A 13,902-nucleotide genomic window follows, 5' to 3' on the forward strand; every position below is an offset into this window, starting at 1 on the left:
ACCCGTCGAGGAGTACCAGCATGTCCAGTGAGCGACTGAATCTCGCCGTGATCATCGGCAGTGTCCGGGAGGGGCGCTTCGGCCCCGTGGTGGCGAGGTGGTTCGCCGAACAGGCGGGGGCGCACGACGCGTTCACGGTCGACGTGATCGACCTGGCGGACATCGACATTCCGCTCGCGCTGCCGCCCGTGCCGCCTTTGATGGATCCGGAGATGGCGCGCCCCGCCGCGATGGACGAACTGACCCGGCGGCTGGCCGCCGCCGACGCGTTCGTGATCGTGACGCCCGACTACAACCGCAGCTTCCCGGCCTCGCTGAAGGCCGCGATCGACTGGTACAGCACCGAGTGGCAGGCCAAGCCGGTCGGCTTCGTCGGCTACAGCGGAGCCAGCGGCGGTCTGCTGGCGATCGAGCAGCTGCGGCAGGTCTTCAACGAGCTGCAGGCGCACACGGTCCGGGACTACGTCTCCTTCCCCCGCTACTACGTGCTGTTCTCGCCCGAGGGCGCGCTGCTGCAGCCGGAGGAGCCCGAAGGCGCGGCCAAGGCCATGCTCGACCAGCTGCTGTGGTGGGGGGCCGTGCTGCGTGACGCGCGCCGGGACCGTCGTCACGCGGAGAGCCGGTAGGGGTCAGGGGCAGGCGGTCGTCGGGGTGTCGTGGACGAGGGCGCAGATCATCTGCTCGCCACGGCGCCCCGGGTACTCGCTGCGCACGGCGGCCTGGAAGTCGTTCCACTGCCGGCGGATGTCCTGGGCGGCGAGGTCCGTGGCCCGCTGGAAGTTGCCGCCGCGCGAGCGCCGGGCGACCTCGGTGTCCTTGGCGAGGGTGCCATTGTGCTGGACGCGTCCCGTGCAGTCGGCGGGCCGGGTGCCGGTGGAGTCGAAGTCCGGGTAGCAGCCGGTCGTGAGGTCCTCGGGGATCTCGGCCGCCGCCCGCCGGGTCCACTCGGCGTCCGTCATGGTGCTGTAGCGGCCGACGGCGAAGAACGGGGCGATGGCCGTACGGCCGAGGCCGGGCGGGTTGGTGACGCCGATGGCCCCCGTGGTGCGGTCGGCCCAGTTGCTGTGGGCGTAGAAGTCCTCGATCGTGTGCCACCCCCGCCCGAGCTGCTCGAGCACGCCGCACTTGGCCCGTCCCGGCGCTTCGTCCCAGGGACACGGCGTGCTCAGGTCGGTCGCCTCGGCACGGACCCGGCCGTCGGCGTCGACGAGCCCGTCGGCGTACCGGACGGCGGCGCGGAAGCGGGCGACGGCGCCGCGGACACAGGCCAGCAGCTCGGTGGTCGCCTCGTCCCGGCTGCGCGGGTAGCCGCGGGCGTGGGCGGGGCCGAGGTAGTCGGCGTTGTCGCAGTGCAGGGTGCCCAGCTTGGGGTAGTCGCCGCGGTCGTCGGCGTTGACCGCGCCGGTACGGGAGTCGGCCATCGCCGTCAGGGTCCGGGGTTCCCAGGGCAGGGCGGCCCGGGTGATCTTCTCGTGGTTGTCGCCGATGAACGCCGCGGCCGGAGCGGGGGCGAGGACGGCCGGAGCGATCGCGCAGGCCAGCGCCGCCAGCACCGTCGGGTACCGGTGTCGGGGACGAACGTTCTTCGGGGCCACGGCGTCTCCCTGGTCTCCCCCGAACATACGCCTGCACGGATGCCGTCGCCTCCCGGGTTCCCGGGCTCCCGGTGGCCTCGCGGGCGTCCGGCGAGAGGTGGGGGTGGGGGCCGGCGCGCACGGGGGAGAGCGCCGGCCCCCTCGAAGGGCCACCGGGACCGGGGGCGGGTTGATCCGGGCGGCCGTGGTGTGCCGTGCCCCGCGCCACACCCTGCCGGGGGGCAGGGCCGCAGAATCGAACGAGGCAGCGGTTGAACTGTAAAGCATCACCGGCGACGGCATCCGGCCACCCCCCCCCTGTACGGGGCCCCGGCCACCCCCGTGCGGTCCGGTGCCGGTTCAGGAGGCGGCCGCGGCCGGCCGCATCCCCTCGCGGTGCGTCCGGGCCGCGACCATCAGTGCGTCGAGTGCGTCGCGGGTGCGGATGAGGTCGGCGATGTGGCCGGAGAGCCGGTCGCGCTCCTGTGCCATCCGCTCCAGTGCGGCGTCGGAGTTCTCCTCGCTGGGCGCGTCCACGCACGGCAGCAGCTCGGCGATCGTGCGGCTGGAGAGCCCCGCGGCGTACAGCCGCTGGATGAACGCGACCCGCTCCACCTCCCCGTCCGTGTAGTGCCGCTGCCCGCTGGCGCTGCGGGTGCTGGCGAGCAGCCCCTGCTCCTCGTAATAGCGCACCGAACGGACGCTGACCCCGGCCCGCGCAGCGAGCTCTCCGATACGCATCTCGACCTCCCCGCTGTGACCTGCGGCATACAGCTTGCCTCTGACGTCAATGTCAGGTTTTAGCGTAGCCGACGTGCCCGGCAAGCGGGCGCTACGGAGCGCGAAGGAGTCCCTCGTGACGACGCTTTTCGACCGCCATCGTCTCGGTGACCTGACCCTGCCGAACCGGGTGGTGATGGCCCCGATGACACGGGTCCGGGCCACGGCCGACGGTCTGGCCACGCCGTCGATGGCGACGTACTACGCCCAGCGGGCGACGGCCGGGCTGATCGTGACCGAGGGCGTGCAGCCGAGCCTGATCGGGCAGTCCAACCCCGGCACACCGGGACTGCACACCGATGAGCAGGTCGACGCCTGGCGCCCGGTGACCGCCGCCGTGCACGCCAACGGCGGACGGCTCTTCGCCCAGATCATGCACGGCGGACGCGTCTCGCACCCCGACACCACCGGGCTGCGGCCGGTCGGCCCCTCGGCCGTCCCCGCCACCGGAGAGGTGTTCACCCCGGCCGGGCCGCGGCCGGCGCCCGTACCGCGCGCCCTGGACACCGCCGAGGTGCCCGGACACGCCGGGTCGTACGCCGAGGCAGCCCGCCGCGCCGTCGACGCCGGCTTCGACGGCGTCGAGCTGCACGGCGCCAACGGCTACCTGATCTCCCAGTTCCTCTCCTCGAACGCCAACCTGCGCACGGACCGCTACGGCGGCTCGGTGGCCAACCGGATCCGGTTCGCCGTCGAGGCCGTGTCCGCCACCGTCGATGCCGTCGGCGGCAGCCGGACCGGCATCCGCCTCTCCCCCGGCGGAACCTTCTGGGGCGTCGCGGAAACCGGCGTTCCCGAGCTCTACGCCGCACTGCTCGCCGAGCTCGCCCGCCTCGACGTGGCCTACGTCCACCTGGAGGCCACCACCGACGAGGACGTGCTCGTCGGCCTGCGCCGCGCCTGGCCGGGCACGCTCATCATGAACCCGACGCTCCCGATGGGGCCCCGGCAGACCGGCCGGGCCGACGCGGACCACTGGCTCGGGCTCGGCGCCGACCTGATCAGCTTCGGCCGGGCCTTCATCTCCAACCCCGACCTGGTCGAGCGGCTGCGCCTGGGGCTGCCGACGGTCCCGGTGGACGAGGCCACGTACTACCAGGGCGGCGACGCGGGGTACCTGACCTACTCGGCGTACCGGCACACGCACTGACCCCGGCGGGCCCCGGCGGCGCGCCGCCCTCCGCGCCGCCCGGCCGATGTCGCCCGGCCGTGGCCGCTCCCTCACCCGTGGGGGGGCGTGTCGGCGTACGAATGCGTCGCCGCGGTTGCACGGGGCGGGCCCCCGTACAGGCTGGGAGGCACCGCACCAGCTGACCCACGGCGAGGGGCCCGATGATCGTGTCGATGATGTCGATGCCGGAGGGCGCCGTGACACGTATCGACGTGTCGCAGGCACGACATCATCTGGCCGCGTCCTCCTTCCTGCTCGTGGACGTGGAGCTGCCCGAGGAGGCCGCACCCGGCGAACAGCCGCTCGCCCGGCTGCTCGGCCTGGAGGCGGAGGACCTGGCCTGGCTCGGCCGGGAGGGGGAGGACGCCCGGGCCGAGATCCTCGGGGACAGCGCCGCGTTCGTCGTGCCCGCGGTCGAGGAGGAACGGGTCGTCGACGTCCATGCCGTGGTGACCGAGCAGTACCTGATCACGGCGCACCGGGGGCCGGTCTCGTTGATCGGGAACCTCACCGCCCGGTTGCCGCGCGAGAACCCCTCGGATCCCGTGGCCATGCTGTTCCTGCTGCTCGACGAGGCCCTGGAGACCTATCGCCGGTGCGCCATCCGGGCGCTCCTGGAGGTGGAGGACCTGGAGGACGCCATGTTCCGCGGGCGGCAGCCCGAGCAGCTGTACCGGCTGGCGCGGCTGCGGCGGACCGCGGCGCTGCTGCACCACACCCTGCTGCCCTATCTCCGGGTGGCGGAGGAGACCGTCACGCGCCGGATGCTGGGCCACGGTTTCCGGGAGGGCCGCGAGCGGCTCGTCCGCGAGTACCAGCGCACCGCCCGGCTGGTGCTCACGGACATCGAGTCCCTCCAGGAGGCCGCCCGGCGGGCGTTCAGCAGCTACTCCTCGCTGGTGTCCGGCGACCAGAACGGTGTGATCAACCGCCTGGTGGTCGTTTCGACGATCTTTCTGCCGCTGACCTTCCTGACGGGGTTCTTCGGCATGAACTTCGCCTACCTGACGGACGAGCTGGAGAGCGGGGCCGTCTTCTGGCTGCTCGCCGTGGGTCTGCAGGTGGTCTTCCTGTTCGCCGCGCTGTACGTCCTGCACCGCACCCGTCTGTGGCGGAGGCTGCGCGAGGACGAGGGCGATCCGGACGACGGCCGTTAGGCGCCCGGAGCGGTGGGCGCCCGGAGCGGTCCGCTACGGACGCCGCTGGCCGAGGATGCAGAACTCGTTGCCCTCGGGGTCCGCCAGGACGACCCACGACTGTTCGCCCTGGCCGATGTCGACGTGCCGTGCGCCGTGGGCCACGAGCCGGGCCACCTCGGCTGCCTGGTCGACCGGCCGGAAGTCGAGGTGCAGTCGGCTCTTCGCCGCCTTGGCCTCCTCGATCCGGACGAAATCCAGCCCCGGCAGGCGGTCCGGCGCCGGACGGATCTCGAACTCGTCGTCGGAGGAGTGGACCACGACCCACCCCAGAGCGTCGGCCCACCACTGCCCCAGCGCCGCCGGATCGACCGAGTGGACGATTACCTGCTCCCATTCCAAGGTCATTCGCAGAGCTTAGGCAGTGCTCCGCGTCCGTGCAACGGCCGAACGACCGGGCCGGCAACGCAGTTCGGCACGGCGGGCCGCGTGTCTCAGGACAGGGCGAGGATGCAGAACTCGTGGCCCTCCGGGTCGACCAGGGACGTCCACGGGACGTCGCCCTGACCCACGTCGACGGGCCGCGCACCCAGGGCGCGCAGCCGCGCGGCCAGTTCCGCCCGGTGGGCCTCGGAGGTGGTGGCGAGATCGAGGTGCGTACAGTTCTTCCCCCTGGTCTTGCGCTCCGGAACGGGAACGACGTCGATGCCGAGGACGACCGGGTCCGGCCGGACGAGGTCCTCGGAGGGCCCCACGTAGGTGGTCGCGCCGGGCCGGAAGACGCTCCAGCCGAGCGCCTCCCCCCAGAACCGGCCCACCGCCCGGCCGTCAAGGGCCTTCACGTTGACATGAACGGGGCGTAATGCCATGCGGGCGATCCTACGCGCTGCGATCATGAGGGCGTACGTCGCCGTCCAGCCTGAGAAGGGGAACTCCAACATGCTCTGGCCCGCGCTCCGCGCGCTCTCCCACGGAGAACTGACTTCCGACCAGGTGCAGTGGCTGACCGACGCGTTCCGTCTGGAGGATGCGCCCCGTACCGAGGGGCCCGGGGCGGCGAAGAGCATCGCGCACCGCTCGGCCACCGACGAGTCGGGCAACCGCCTCGTGCTGGACCTCGCCCGCGCGGGCTCGTCCGGGTGGGTGTTCACGTTGTTCTACGAGGGGCAGCGGCCGCCGGTCGGCACCGTCGAGGCCCACCGGACCCTGTTCCGGGACGCGATCGAGCGGCTCGGCCTCACCCTCGTCGAGATCACCCCCGCCGCCACCGCCGACGAGGTGCTGGTCGCGCCCGCGCCGTCGGCCGGGAGCCCCGAGTCGGCGTTCGCCGCGCACTGGGACCTGCCCTCCGACGAGCTGGACCGCGTATGGGCCCGGGTCGGCCTGCGCGGCGACGCGCCCCGGGAGGTGAAGGAGGTCAAGCTGCGCGAGCTGATGCGGACGCCGGCCTGGTCCGCCGCTCCCGAGGGGCTGCGCCGGCAGGCCGAGGAGTTCCTGCGCGGCGACTGACCACGCCCGCGGGCTCCGCCGGGCAGCGGCCGGCGCCCGGCGGAGCGGGGTTCAGCGGGCTTGGCGGGTCAGCGGGTCAGCGGGTCAGCGGGTGGCGGACGTACTCCGGGTGGGCCGCCCCGACCTCGATGTGGTTCTCGTCGAGGCCGTTGCTGATCCGCAGGCCGCCCCCGGCGAAGACGAACTCCACCGCCACCGTTCCGGCCGCCATGTCGGCGGCGGCCGCCGGCCGCCATTCGAGCAGGGCCGCCTCCCGCAGTTCCTGGCCGACGAAGGGTTCGAGGCGCTCGTCGTCGTACGACCACTGCGGTGTGAGCTCGAACCACTCCCAGCCGGTGATGCGCGCCGCGGTGTCGATCGGGTCCCAGCCGATCGCGAGTTCGTCGAACTTCGTGTGGCAGACCACCACCTTGACGCCGTCGAAGTCGAACACCACCGGGCAGTCGGCGACCCAGTCCCCGTCCTCGGCGAAGCGCACCAGGGCGAACCCCGTCAGGCGCCTGCCGGTGAGCGCCGCGAGCCGTGATCCGTGCGCCCGCCGGACCGCGTCGATCCCGACCAGGAAGGACGGCTCGAAACCAGTGATCCCCATGTCCACAGGTCGCACTTTCGCAGCCTTTGGGTACGCCTGGCCAGCACGTTTTCACCCCGCGGGGCGTTCGAAGGCCTGGAGCACGCCGCCAAGGGAGAAGCACAGGGCGCCGCACAGCGTCCCCCAGTTGGCGATGTCGGTGTTGACCGGACTGCCCGTGGCGGGCCGGGTGAAGGCGGCCAGGGCCGAGACCATGAACAGCACCGAGCCGAGCTGATTGACCGCGACGACCCACCAGCCCAGGCTGCGCGAGCGCAGGCAGGGGCGCGGGCGGTGGCAGATCTCGACGAACGCCAGGTGCCCCGACACCAGGAACAGCACGCATCCGATCACGTCGGGGGTCCAGATCAGCCGGTTGGTCTGCCGGACGGTGAGCCCTTCCAGGAAGGAGTCCACCAGGTTGACGCCGAAGACGAGCGTCCCGAGGAACAGCACGAACGCGCTCAGCCAGTCCAGCCGCATCGGTTCGTACCCCCACCACCGCCAGTCGGACGTGACCAGGCCGGTGCCCCCCGGAGCGTGGCGGGGCCCGTTCAGCACCTGGAGGAGCGAGACGTAACCGCCGGTGTTGAAGAACAGACCTCCCGCGAAGTAGATCGTGGCGCTCTCGGCCGTATCGCCGGAGCCGAACTGGGACACCGCGGCGCCGAGGGCGAAGAGCGCGCCGCCGATGACGAACGCGACCGAGGCGATGGCCCCCAGCCGTCGCAGCCGGCCCAGGGCCCGGGCGTCGGCGGTCGCGGCCCTGGCGGCCGTGTCACCCGGCCCGCGCACCGCGAGCGTTCCGCGTCGGCGTGCGGGCCGCGACTCCCACACCACCGTGTCCCCTTCGGGGCGCTGCCAGGTGAGCCGGGTGGTGAACGGTCCTGCGCCTTCGGCGCGCTGCTCGGGCTGCTCGGGCTGTACGGGCTGTACCACGGCCCGAGCGTAGCGGCAGAGGGGTGGCGAAGACGTGATCACGCCACCGGGGGCGTCCTCGCCGCGGGGTGCGAGGCGGGGGACGGTGTCAGGTGTGCAGCCGGCTGTTGGGGCCGTCCTGGTCGCCGGCGCTCTCGTCGTTGAACCAGTAGTCGCCGGCGGCCAGGTACCGGAACGAGTGGGTGCGTTCGCTGGGCAGCTCGATCGTGACCGCGCGCTTGCCGTCCTTACGGGGCACGAGCGTGTGGACGCCGGGCTTCCAGCCGTTGAAGTCGCCCACCACACTGACCGGGCCCGGCGGGATGTCGGCGGGGAGGATGAACGTGACCTCGGTTCGGTCCTTACGCAGCGTGCGCTCCAGCATGGGTGGGCTCCTGACGGCCGAGACGGATGGCTACCGGCACATCGTCGACGACACGAGCCCCGTCCGCACGCCGGGCGCTCCCTGCCCCGCGACCCGGCACCGCGGCCCCGCGGCCCCGCGGCCCCGCGGCCCCGGCCATGATCCCCCGGACGGATCTGGCGCGTGTCTCTTTGGTCAGCTGCCCGGACAAGGACGAGAACGAAAGGAAGTGTGGCACTCGCACCACTCGAAGTACGATGCCGGCTGCGGATCTGGTAGGGCGTCCGCTGGAAGCGGGGGGGCCGAGTGGACCAGTCGAATGACTCGCAACTGGAGCCAGTCTGGTTGGTGGCCGCGAACGTCGTGGCATGGCGCCGATACGGGGTTGGAGGCCAGGAGCTGCGCCCCGGGACAAAGTGCTTCAAGGGCGGAGCGAAGGTCTACGTCGCGGACGCGTACTGGGGTCCGGGGGGTGATCGGATCACGTCCGTGGGGCGCGAGCGGCACACCGGGCGGTGGATCGTCATCGACATGGCGACGCGCCATCTCCACAGCTTCCGGCCGAAGCTCGTCCACACCCCGCGGGTCTTGGAACGACTGAAAGAGGCCCGACGTGCACGTGGGTTCATCTCAGCGGATCACGCAGCGGACATCTCCGTGACGCTGGAGCAGTACGCGTGCCAGTACCGAGCCGAGACGGCGCCGTACGCTCCTCACCCGGACCGATGCCTATGTCACGCCTGCCTCACTGGTGAATCCGGGCGACACGTGATACCTCGCTCGGGCTGCGTTCCGTCTCTGTAGTCAGCGCCGTGCCCAGATGAGGATGCCCGCGAGATGTAGTGCAGCTTGGTAGGCGATGGCCAGCTTGTCCGTCCGCATAGATGTCGCAATCCACACCGACCCGGAGGCCCTCACCGATTTCAAGAACCCAGCACGCGTGTCACCAACGTCCCGGGACAACACACCTAGCCCCGCGGCCCCATCGTCGCCTCGGCGCGGCGGAACGCCTCGTCGCAGGTGCGGCCGGAGCGCTTGGCCACCAGGGAGAGGGTGTGGAGCAGGCCGCCGTTGGTGAATTCCAGGCGCCAGGAACCACTGGTGAGCGCCACCGCCGGGACGGGCTCGCCGTGCCGGGCCGTGATCTGCCAGCCGCGGTCCTCCAGGGCGGCTTCGAGGGCCGCGAGCCGTGTGTCGTCGGCGGGGCCGTCGCCGGTCCAGGACGCGATGCAGTCGGCGACGTCCCGGTCCTCGGTGACGGGCACCGCGTCCGGGGTGAGCCCCGCGGCGGTGGCCGCGGCAGCGAGTTCCGCGGCGACCTCGCCGCTCGAGGGGTCTCCCCCGGGGCGGGCCGGTGCCTTCGTGGCCCCGGGTTCCCGTACCCAGCCGTCCCGGACGTCCTCGTCGGGCGCGGCCAGGACGACCCCGCCGACGGCGAGCGTGCCCGCGAGAACGGCGACCCCGGCGGCCGCCGCCCACGCGACCGCGTGCCCGTTCCCCCTCACGTCCGTCCCTCCACCTGTCGCGGCCCGCCGCCGGAACCTGGTGCCCGGCGGCAGGCGACAGGCTACTGCCCGCGGCGCGGGCGGCGGCGATCGGCCTGCCGAGGGAGCCGGCCCGCCCTCGGGGCGCCGGGAGCGGTGGCCGGTGGCGGGCCGGTGGTCCTCCGACTGGCCCCTTGCGCGCGCCGGGCGTTCCATCGAAGGACAGGGATGCGCCCCGCGGCCGGCCGGAGACGGCTCGTACGCGGCCCGTGCGCAGGGCGGGTGTCCTCCCCCGGGCCCGGTCGGGGGCCCCTTCGCCGCAGGAGGCCGACATGATGCTCGTACCCCGTGGGGCGGGCCTGGCCGGCCGTCGGACCGCCGCGGGCGTGACCGCGCGCACCGGCCGCGCGCGGATGGTGATGCTGTGCGCCGCCGCGCTGGTCGGTACGGCCCTGCCGAACGGCGACGCCTGGGCCGCCCCGGGCGCGCGGGCCGCCCCCGCGTCGTGCGTGTCGTCCCCCACGCCGACGGGCGGCGAGGCGCAGCAGATCCTGGACATCGCCCGGGCCGCCCAGCAGGAGCTGGACCTGAAGGCGGTCGTGCTGCGGGTCACGCGCGACGGGCGCGAGATCCTGACGACCGCGCTCGGCACGTCGATGTCGGGTGTCCCGGCCACGGCGGACATGCACTTCCGGGCCGGCTCGGTGGCCATCGTCTACATGGGCATCGCGGCACTCCAGCTCGTCGAGGAGGGCAGGGCCGGGCTCGACGACCCGCTCTCGCGCTGGCTCCCCGACGCCCCGCACGCCGACGAGATCACCCTGCGCATGCTGGGCAGCAGCACGTCGGGCCTGCGCGACTACGTGCCCGATCCGAAGTTCCTCGCAGCCCTGTACGCCGATCCGTTCCGCCAGTGGACGCCCGCCGAGCTCGTGGGGATCTCCGCCTCCCACCCGCTGCTCTACGAGCCGGGGACGAGCTGGAGCTACTCGCACGCGAACTTCGTCCTGCTCGGGCAGGCCCTGGAGAAGATCTCCGGCATGCCCCTGGCCGACCTGCTGGACCGCCGGATCATGGATCCGGCCGGGCTGGCAGACACCCGCAACAGCTCCACGCCCGAGATCCAGGAGCCCGTGCTGCACTCCTACGACGCGGAGCGCGGCAGGTACGAGGAGTCCACGTACTGGAACCCCTCCTGGACCACGGCCCCCGGTGCGGTCCTGAACACCCACGTCTGCGATCTGGCCCGTTCGGCCGAGGCGGTCGGCAAGGGAGAGCTCCTCACGCCCGCGAGCTTCAGGACCCAGCTCGATCCGGGCACGGTCGGTCTCGGCGGCAGGACTCCCGGCTGCCTGCCCAGTGAGTGCTTCCGTCAGCTTCCCGAGCGGCACTTCGGGTGCGGCGTGATCGTCCAGAACGGATGGATCCAGTCGAACCCGTCCTTCGCGGGGTACGCGGCCCTTCAGGCGTACCTCCCGTCGAAGCGGCTCGCGATCGCGGTGTCCACGACCGTGGGCCCCGACGCGCCGGGATACAACACGGCGCAGACCATCGCCGGCCGGATCGCCGAGCTCCTGGCTCCCGATAACTCCCTCGCGGGAGCGGGCCCGTCCACGCCCACCCCACCCGCCCCGACGCCGGCCCCGACACCGACGCCGACGCCAGCACCGACGCCAGCACCGACGCCGGCACCGGCACCGGCACCACCGGGTCGAACATTCGGCTGAGGCCACATCGAGCCGGAAAGGTGCAGGTCCGGGGGCTCCGATGGCCGCCGAACGGCGGATCCGGACATCGCGTGCTCCCGGCCAGGGCGACGGCCGGAGCGCCGGCACGTCCCCGCACATGTGATGAAAAGCCTGGTCAGCGAGGTGTGTCCGGTTCTCACCCAGTGGCGAGTTCGGCTCGCTGTCCGCCCGCCGCCGTTTGCGTAGCGTCACCGGCCTGCGACGCAGGGAGGTCGGAAGAGCATGGGAATCAGCAGTGCCCGCAATGACGTGGGAACGGCCTACATCAACGACGTGTTCATGCGCCATCCGCTGACCACGCGAAATCAGGAGGAACTCGAGATAGCCGCCAGGGCCGCCGGAATTCTGCGGCGCAATCAGCTGCGGAACGTTTTCAGGCGGACTCCCGAGGGCGGCGGCGAGGCGATCGATCCGATCGGCTTCTCCCTGAACAAGGTCCGTTACGGCGCATTCCCCGCCGACGAGGCGACCGCGCACGAACGGGGCTGGCGCGCGTACATGAACGTCGGCGTACCGGTGGTGGAGGAACGCAGCGACATCCACCAGCCGCCCCCGGACATGATCTCCAAGCAGACGTATGTCAACGGCACCGACCCGATCAAGATCACCGTGACCGACACGGTCGAATTCACGATCTCGAACACGATCAGCTGGTCGCTCCAGGGAGAGGTGAAGCTCACCTTCGGGGCGAAGTCCATCGCGTCGCTCCAGCAACAGCTCCAGAAGAGCATGGAGATGAAGCAGTACCAGAAGACCACCCTGCTCAACAGCAAGGACAATCAGGGCATCAATACGGAGACCCAGACGGAGGCCACGAGCAACACCACGGCCATGAGTTCTGTCACCGGTACCGGGGAACTGTGGGGGGAGCTCCTGCTCGGGATCACCGGCTCCGTCAGCGGTTCGCTGACCACCGAATGGAAACACCAGGCGTCGGTCAGCTTCGAGATCAGCAGCCGGGCCGACGTCGTCGCCACGACGCGGCGCCAGATCCGCCAGTTCGACTACGAATTCCCCGTCACCTTCGGCGGCTGGGTCGCGCTGTACTACGCCGAGCCGGTGGCGGTGAAGGAGACCCCGCCGCAGGCCGCCGAGCCGAGGCATTCCCGGGTCATCGCGTGGAAACTCGGCGACAGTGCCGCCGATGCCGGCCATTTCGACCTGGCCGACGAGGGGAAGCGGTTCATGCAGAAGGGGACGGCCGAAATCGTCGCTGTCCGTGCCGGCGAACACCGGGTTTTCCAGCCGGAAGTACTCGACTACCAGACCCAGAAGCAGCCCCTCTAGCGGGGGTCGGGAGGGAAACCCATGTCCTTCAAGAACATCTTCGACAACGGCGGGGACGAAGCCGGTTCCGCCGACAGGACCGCTCATGCGCTCAACGAGGACACTCCGGGATCCGGTGACGTCTCGGAGGCCGTGCGCAAGCTGGAGAGCGAGCGCGACCCGTGGCTCGTACGCCAGACCGCGCACGGGGCGTTCGACGTCATGGGTTTCCTGGGCCCGCTCTTCCAGAACGCCCAGGGCGCGGCCGCGACGCAGCGCCAGGTGTCCGAGGACCCCGGCGCGACATCGAGCATGGCCTCGGCGACGACGAAGTCGTTCGGCCCGCCGCAGGTGAGCATCGGCGACGAGGACATGCCCCGGCTCGAGGACCTGTCGAAGCTCATCGGCAACCGGAGGAGTTACACCCTGCTCGCGACGGGCCTGGGCCTGTCCGAGGGCCTGGCGGTCGACGCGCCGCTCGGCACGGTCCACGTCGCCGACCGCGGCGGCCAGAAGCTGCACGCGGTCAAGGCCGGCACCGGCGCCCAGCGGGTCGTCGCGAGCGGTCTGGGCGACATCGGCGACGTGCGGGTCGACGGCAGGGGCACGGCGTACTCCACCGACTACGGCGGTGGCCGCCTGGTCGCGGTGGACCTGGCCGGCGGTACCTCGCGCAAGATCGCCGACGTGTCGGGCGCCTACGGCCTCGCGCTCGACGCGACGGCCACCACGGCGTACGTCGCCAGCTGGCTCGACGGGCACCTGATCGCCGTGGGCCTGCCGGGCGGGCAGAAGCGCCCGGTCACCACGCGCCTGGGGCAGGGCATCGCCGGAGTGGCGCTGGACGGGCGGGGCAAGGCGTACGTCGGCCAGAAGGACGGCGGGGGCACGCTGTACGAGGTCGATCTGGCCGACGGCACCCACCGCGTGGTGACCACCCTGTCCGGGGCGAGCACCATCCGCGTGGCCCTCGACGGCGCCGGCCGGGCGTACACGATCGACCACGTGGGCGGCCGCCTGTACGAGATCACCCTCGCGGACGGTGCGCAGCGGGTGGTAGCCAGTGGCCTGGGGACGTGCGAGGGCCTCGCGGTGGACACCGCGGGCGGCTGGATCTACGTCAGCAATCGTGAGGGCCAGCTGTGGCAGATCGACCAGCGTGCGGCCCAGGCGCTGGGCGGGGTCGGGAAGGTCGTGCCGTAGCCGCCTCGGCGCACTCCCCTATATGCGGGCATACGGGAAGACGCCCGGCCGGGTGATCCGGGCCGGGCGTCTTCCGTGTGTCTGCTGTCCGCTGGTGGCTCAGTACCAGTGGTTGGCCTGCCAGAAGTTCCAGGCCTTGACCGGGCTGCCGTAGCGCTCGTTCATGTAGTCCAGGCCC

At 72.0% G+C, this 13,902-nt stretch carries 15 protein-coding genes and 1 pseudogene; 7 read left to right on the plus strand and 9 right to left on the minus strand.

The window, feature by feature from the left end; translation table 11 throughout:
- Positions 1-20: 20 nt before the first annotated feature.
- On the plus strand, positions 21-626 hold the full coding sequence (locus tag ACIPXB_RS35900) for an NADPH-dependent FMN reductase (RefSeq protein WP_401457001.1): 606 nt from the start codon (positions 21-23) through the stop codon (positions 624-626).
- Positions 627-629: 3 nt separating this feature from the next.
- Here ACIPXB_RS35900 and ACIPXB_RS35905 read toward each other — a convergent pair whose 3' ends face one another.
- Positions 630-1,595, minus strand: a complete 966-nt coding sequence (locus tag ACIPXB_RS35905) for a hypothetical protein (protein WP_401457002.1) — start codon at positions 1,593-1,595, stop codon at positions 630-632.
- A gap of 339 nt (positions 1,596-1,934) precedes the next feature.
- A complete protein-coding gene (locus ACIPXB_RS35910) occupies positions 1,935-2,315 on the minus strand; it encodes a MerR family transcriptional regulator (RefSeq protein ID WP_401457004.1) in 381 nt (126 codons plus the stop codon).
- A gap of 115 nt (positions 2,316-2,430) precedes the next feature.
- Here ACIPXB_RS35910 and ACIPXB_RS35915 point away from each other — a divergent pair, with 115 nt between their 5' ends.
- Positions 2,431-3,504, plus strand: coding sequence for an alkene reductase (locus ACIPXB_RS35915; RefSeq protein ID WP_401457008.1), 1,074 nt, complete (start codon positions 2,431-2,433; stop codon positions 3,502-3,504).
- Between the two features lie 218 nt (positions 3,505-3,722).
- Positions 3,723-4,682 carry a CorA family divalent cation transporter gene (locus tag ACIPXB_RS35920; protein WP_401457010.1) on the plus strand — a complete coding sequence of 320 codons (960 nt, stop codon included), beginning with the start codon at positions 3,723-3,725 and terminating at the stop codon, positions 4,680-4,682.
- Between the two features lie 33 nt (positions 4,683-4,715).
- On the opposite strand, the gene ACIPXB_RS35925 is transcribed toward ACIPXB_RS35920, so the two are convergent.
- Both ACIPXB_RS35925 and ACIPXB_RS35930 read right to left on the minus strand, forming a co-directional pair.
- Complete coding sequence (locus tag ACIPXB_RS35925) at positions 4,716-5,069, minus strand: VOC family protein (protein ID WP_401457012.1); 354 nt, start codon at positions 5,067-5,069, stop codon at positions 4,716-4,718.
- Positions 5,070-5,155: 86 nt separating this feature from the next.
- Positions 5,156-5,530: a VOC family protein gene (locus ACIPXB_RS35930; protein WP_401457014.1), complete on the minus strand. Its 375-nt coding sequence runs from the start codon at positions 5,528-5,530 to the stop codon at positions 5,156-5,158.
- 25 nt (positions 5,531-5,555) lie between these two features.
- Between ACIPXB_RS35930 and ACIPXB_RS35935 the strand changes: the two genes are divergently transcribed.
- Positions 5,556-6,170 (plus strand): hypothetical protein, encoded by a 615-nt coding sequence (locus ACIPXB_RS35935; protein WP_401457017.1) that lies wholly within the window; start codon positions 5,556-5,558, stop codon positions 6,168-6,170.
- Positions 6,171-6,246: 76 nt separating this feature from the next.
- On the opposite strand, the gene ACIPXB_RS35940 is transcribed toward ACIPXB_RS35935, so the two are convergent.
- From ACIPXB_RS35940 to ACIPXB_RS35955, 4 genes are all read right to left on the minus strand, one after another.
- Positions 6,247-6,762 carry a hypothetical protein gene (locus ACIPXB_RS35940; RefSeq protein ID WP_401457019.1) on the minus strand — a complete coding sequence of 172 codons (516 nt, stop codon included), beginning with the start codon at positions 6,760-6,762 and terminating at the stop codon, positions 6,247-6,249.
- 51 nt (positions 6,763-6,813) lie between these two features.
- Positions 6,814-7,680, minus strand: a complete 867-nt coding sequence (locus ACIPXB_RS35945) for a hypothetical protein (protein ID WP_401457022.1) — start codon at positions 7,678-7,680, stop codon at positions 6,814-6,816.
- Positions 7,681-7,768: 88 nt separating this feature from the next.
- Positions 7,769-8,044 carry an isoamylase early set domain-containing protein gene (locus tag ACIPXB_RS35950; RefSeq protein ID WP_401457023.1) on the minus strand — a complete coding sequence of 92 codons (276 nt, stop codon included), beginning with the start codon at positions 8,042-8,044 and terminating at the stop codon, positions 7,769-7,771.
- A 947-nt stretch (positions 8,045-8,991) separates the two neighbouring features.
- Complete coding sequence (locus ACIPXB_RS35955; protein ID WP_401457024.1) at positions 8,992-9,528, minus strand: hypothetical protein; 537 nt, start codon at positions 9,526-9,528, stop codon at positions 8,992-8,994.
- 311 nt (positions 9,529-9,839) lie between these two features.
- Here ACIPXB_RS35955 and ACIPXB_RS35960 point away from each other — a divergent pair, with 311 nt between their 5' ends.
- The 3 genes from ACIPXB_RS35960 to ACIPXB_RS35970 all read left to right on the plus strand — a co-directional run bounded on the left by ACIPXB_RS35960 (position 9,840) and on the right by ACIPXB_RS35970 (position 13,724).
- Complete coding sequence (locus tag ACIPXB_RS35960; RefSeq protein ID WP_401457025.1) at positions 9,840-11,234, plus strand: serine hydrolase domain-containing protein; 1,395 nt, start codon at positions 9,840-9,842, stop codon at positions 11,232-11,234.
- 243 nt (positions 11,235-11,477) lie between these two features.
- Entirely contained in the window at positions 11,478-12,542 is a 1,065-nt protein-coding gene (locus ACIPXB_RS35965; RefSeq protein ID WP_401457028.1) for a gluconolaconase, read from the plus strand.
- 21 nt (positions 12,543-12,563) lie between these two features.
- Positions 12,564-13,724: a hypothetical protein gene (locus ACIPXB_RS35970; RefSeq protein WP_401457030.1), complete on the plus strand. Its 1,161-nt coding sequence runs from the start codon at positions 12,564-12,566 to the stop codon at positions 13,722-13,724.
- A gap of 99 nt (positions 13,725-13,823) precedes the next feature.
- Here ACIPXB_RS35970 and ACIPXB_RS35975 read toward each other — a convergent pair.
- A pseudogene (locus ACIPXB_RS35975) lies at positions 13,824-13,902 on the minus strand (lytic transglycosylase domain-containing protein); the annotation flags it as partial.

This window comes from Streptomyces sp. NPDC090022, assembly GCF_044748145.1.
GTDB lineage: Bacteria > Actinomycetota > Actinomycetes > Streptomycetales > Streptomycetaceae > Streptomyces.

What these genes read in the sequence shown, in the direction of transcription:
- ACIPXB_RS35900 (WP_401457001.1), top strand. Translation starts at nt 21, where the DNA reads ATGTCCAGTGAGCGACTGAATCTCGCCGTGATCATCGGCAGTGTCCGG.
- ACIPXB_RS35910 (WP_401457004.1), bottom strand. Translation starts at nt 2,315, where the DNA reads ATGCGTATCGGAGAGCTCGCTGCGCGGGCCGGGGTCAGCGTCCGTTCG.
- ACIPXB_RS35925 (WP_401457012.1), bottom strand. Translation starts at nt 5,069, where the DNA reads ATGACCTTGGAATGGGAGCAGGTAATCGTCCACTCGGTCGATCCGGCG.
- ACIPXB_RS35930 (WP_401457014.1), bottom strand. Translation starts at nt 5,530, where the DNA reads ATGGCATTACGCCCCGTTCATGTCAACGTGAAGGCCCTTGACGGCCGG.
- ACIPXB_RS35935 (WP_401457017.1), top strand. Translation starts at nt 5,556, where the DNA reads ATGAGGGCGTACGTCGCCGTCCAGCCTGAGAAGGGGAACTCCAACATG.
- ACIPXB_RS35940 (WP_401457019.1), bottom strand. Translation starts at nt 6,762, where the DNA reads ATGGGGATCACTGGTTTCGAGCCGTCCTTCCTGGTCGGGATCGACGCG.
- ACIPXB_RS35950 (WP_401457023.1), bottom strand. Translation starts at nt 8,044, where the DNA reads ATGCTGGAGCGCACGCTGCGTAAGGACCGAACCGAGGTCACGTTCATC.
- ACIPXB_RS35960 (WP_401457025.1), top strand. Translation starts at nt 9,840, where the DNA reads ATGATGCTCGTACCCCGTGGGGCGGGCCTGGCCGGCCGTCGGACCGCC.
- ACIPXB_RS35965 (WP_401457028.1), top strand. Translation starts at nt 11,478, where the DNA reads ATGGGAATCAGCAGTGCCCGCAATGACGTGGGAACGGCCTACATCAAC.
- ACIPXB_RS35970 (WP_401457030.1), top strand. Translation starts at nt 12,564, where the DNA reads ATGTCCTTCAAGAACATCTTCGACAACGGCGGGGACGAAGCCGGTTCC.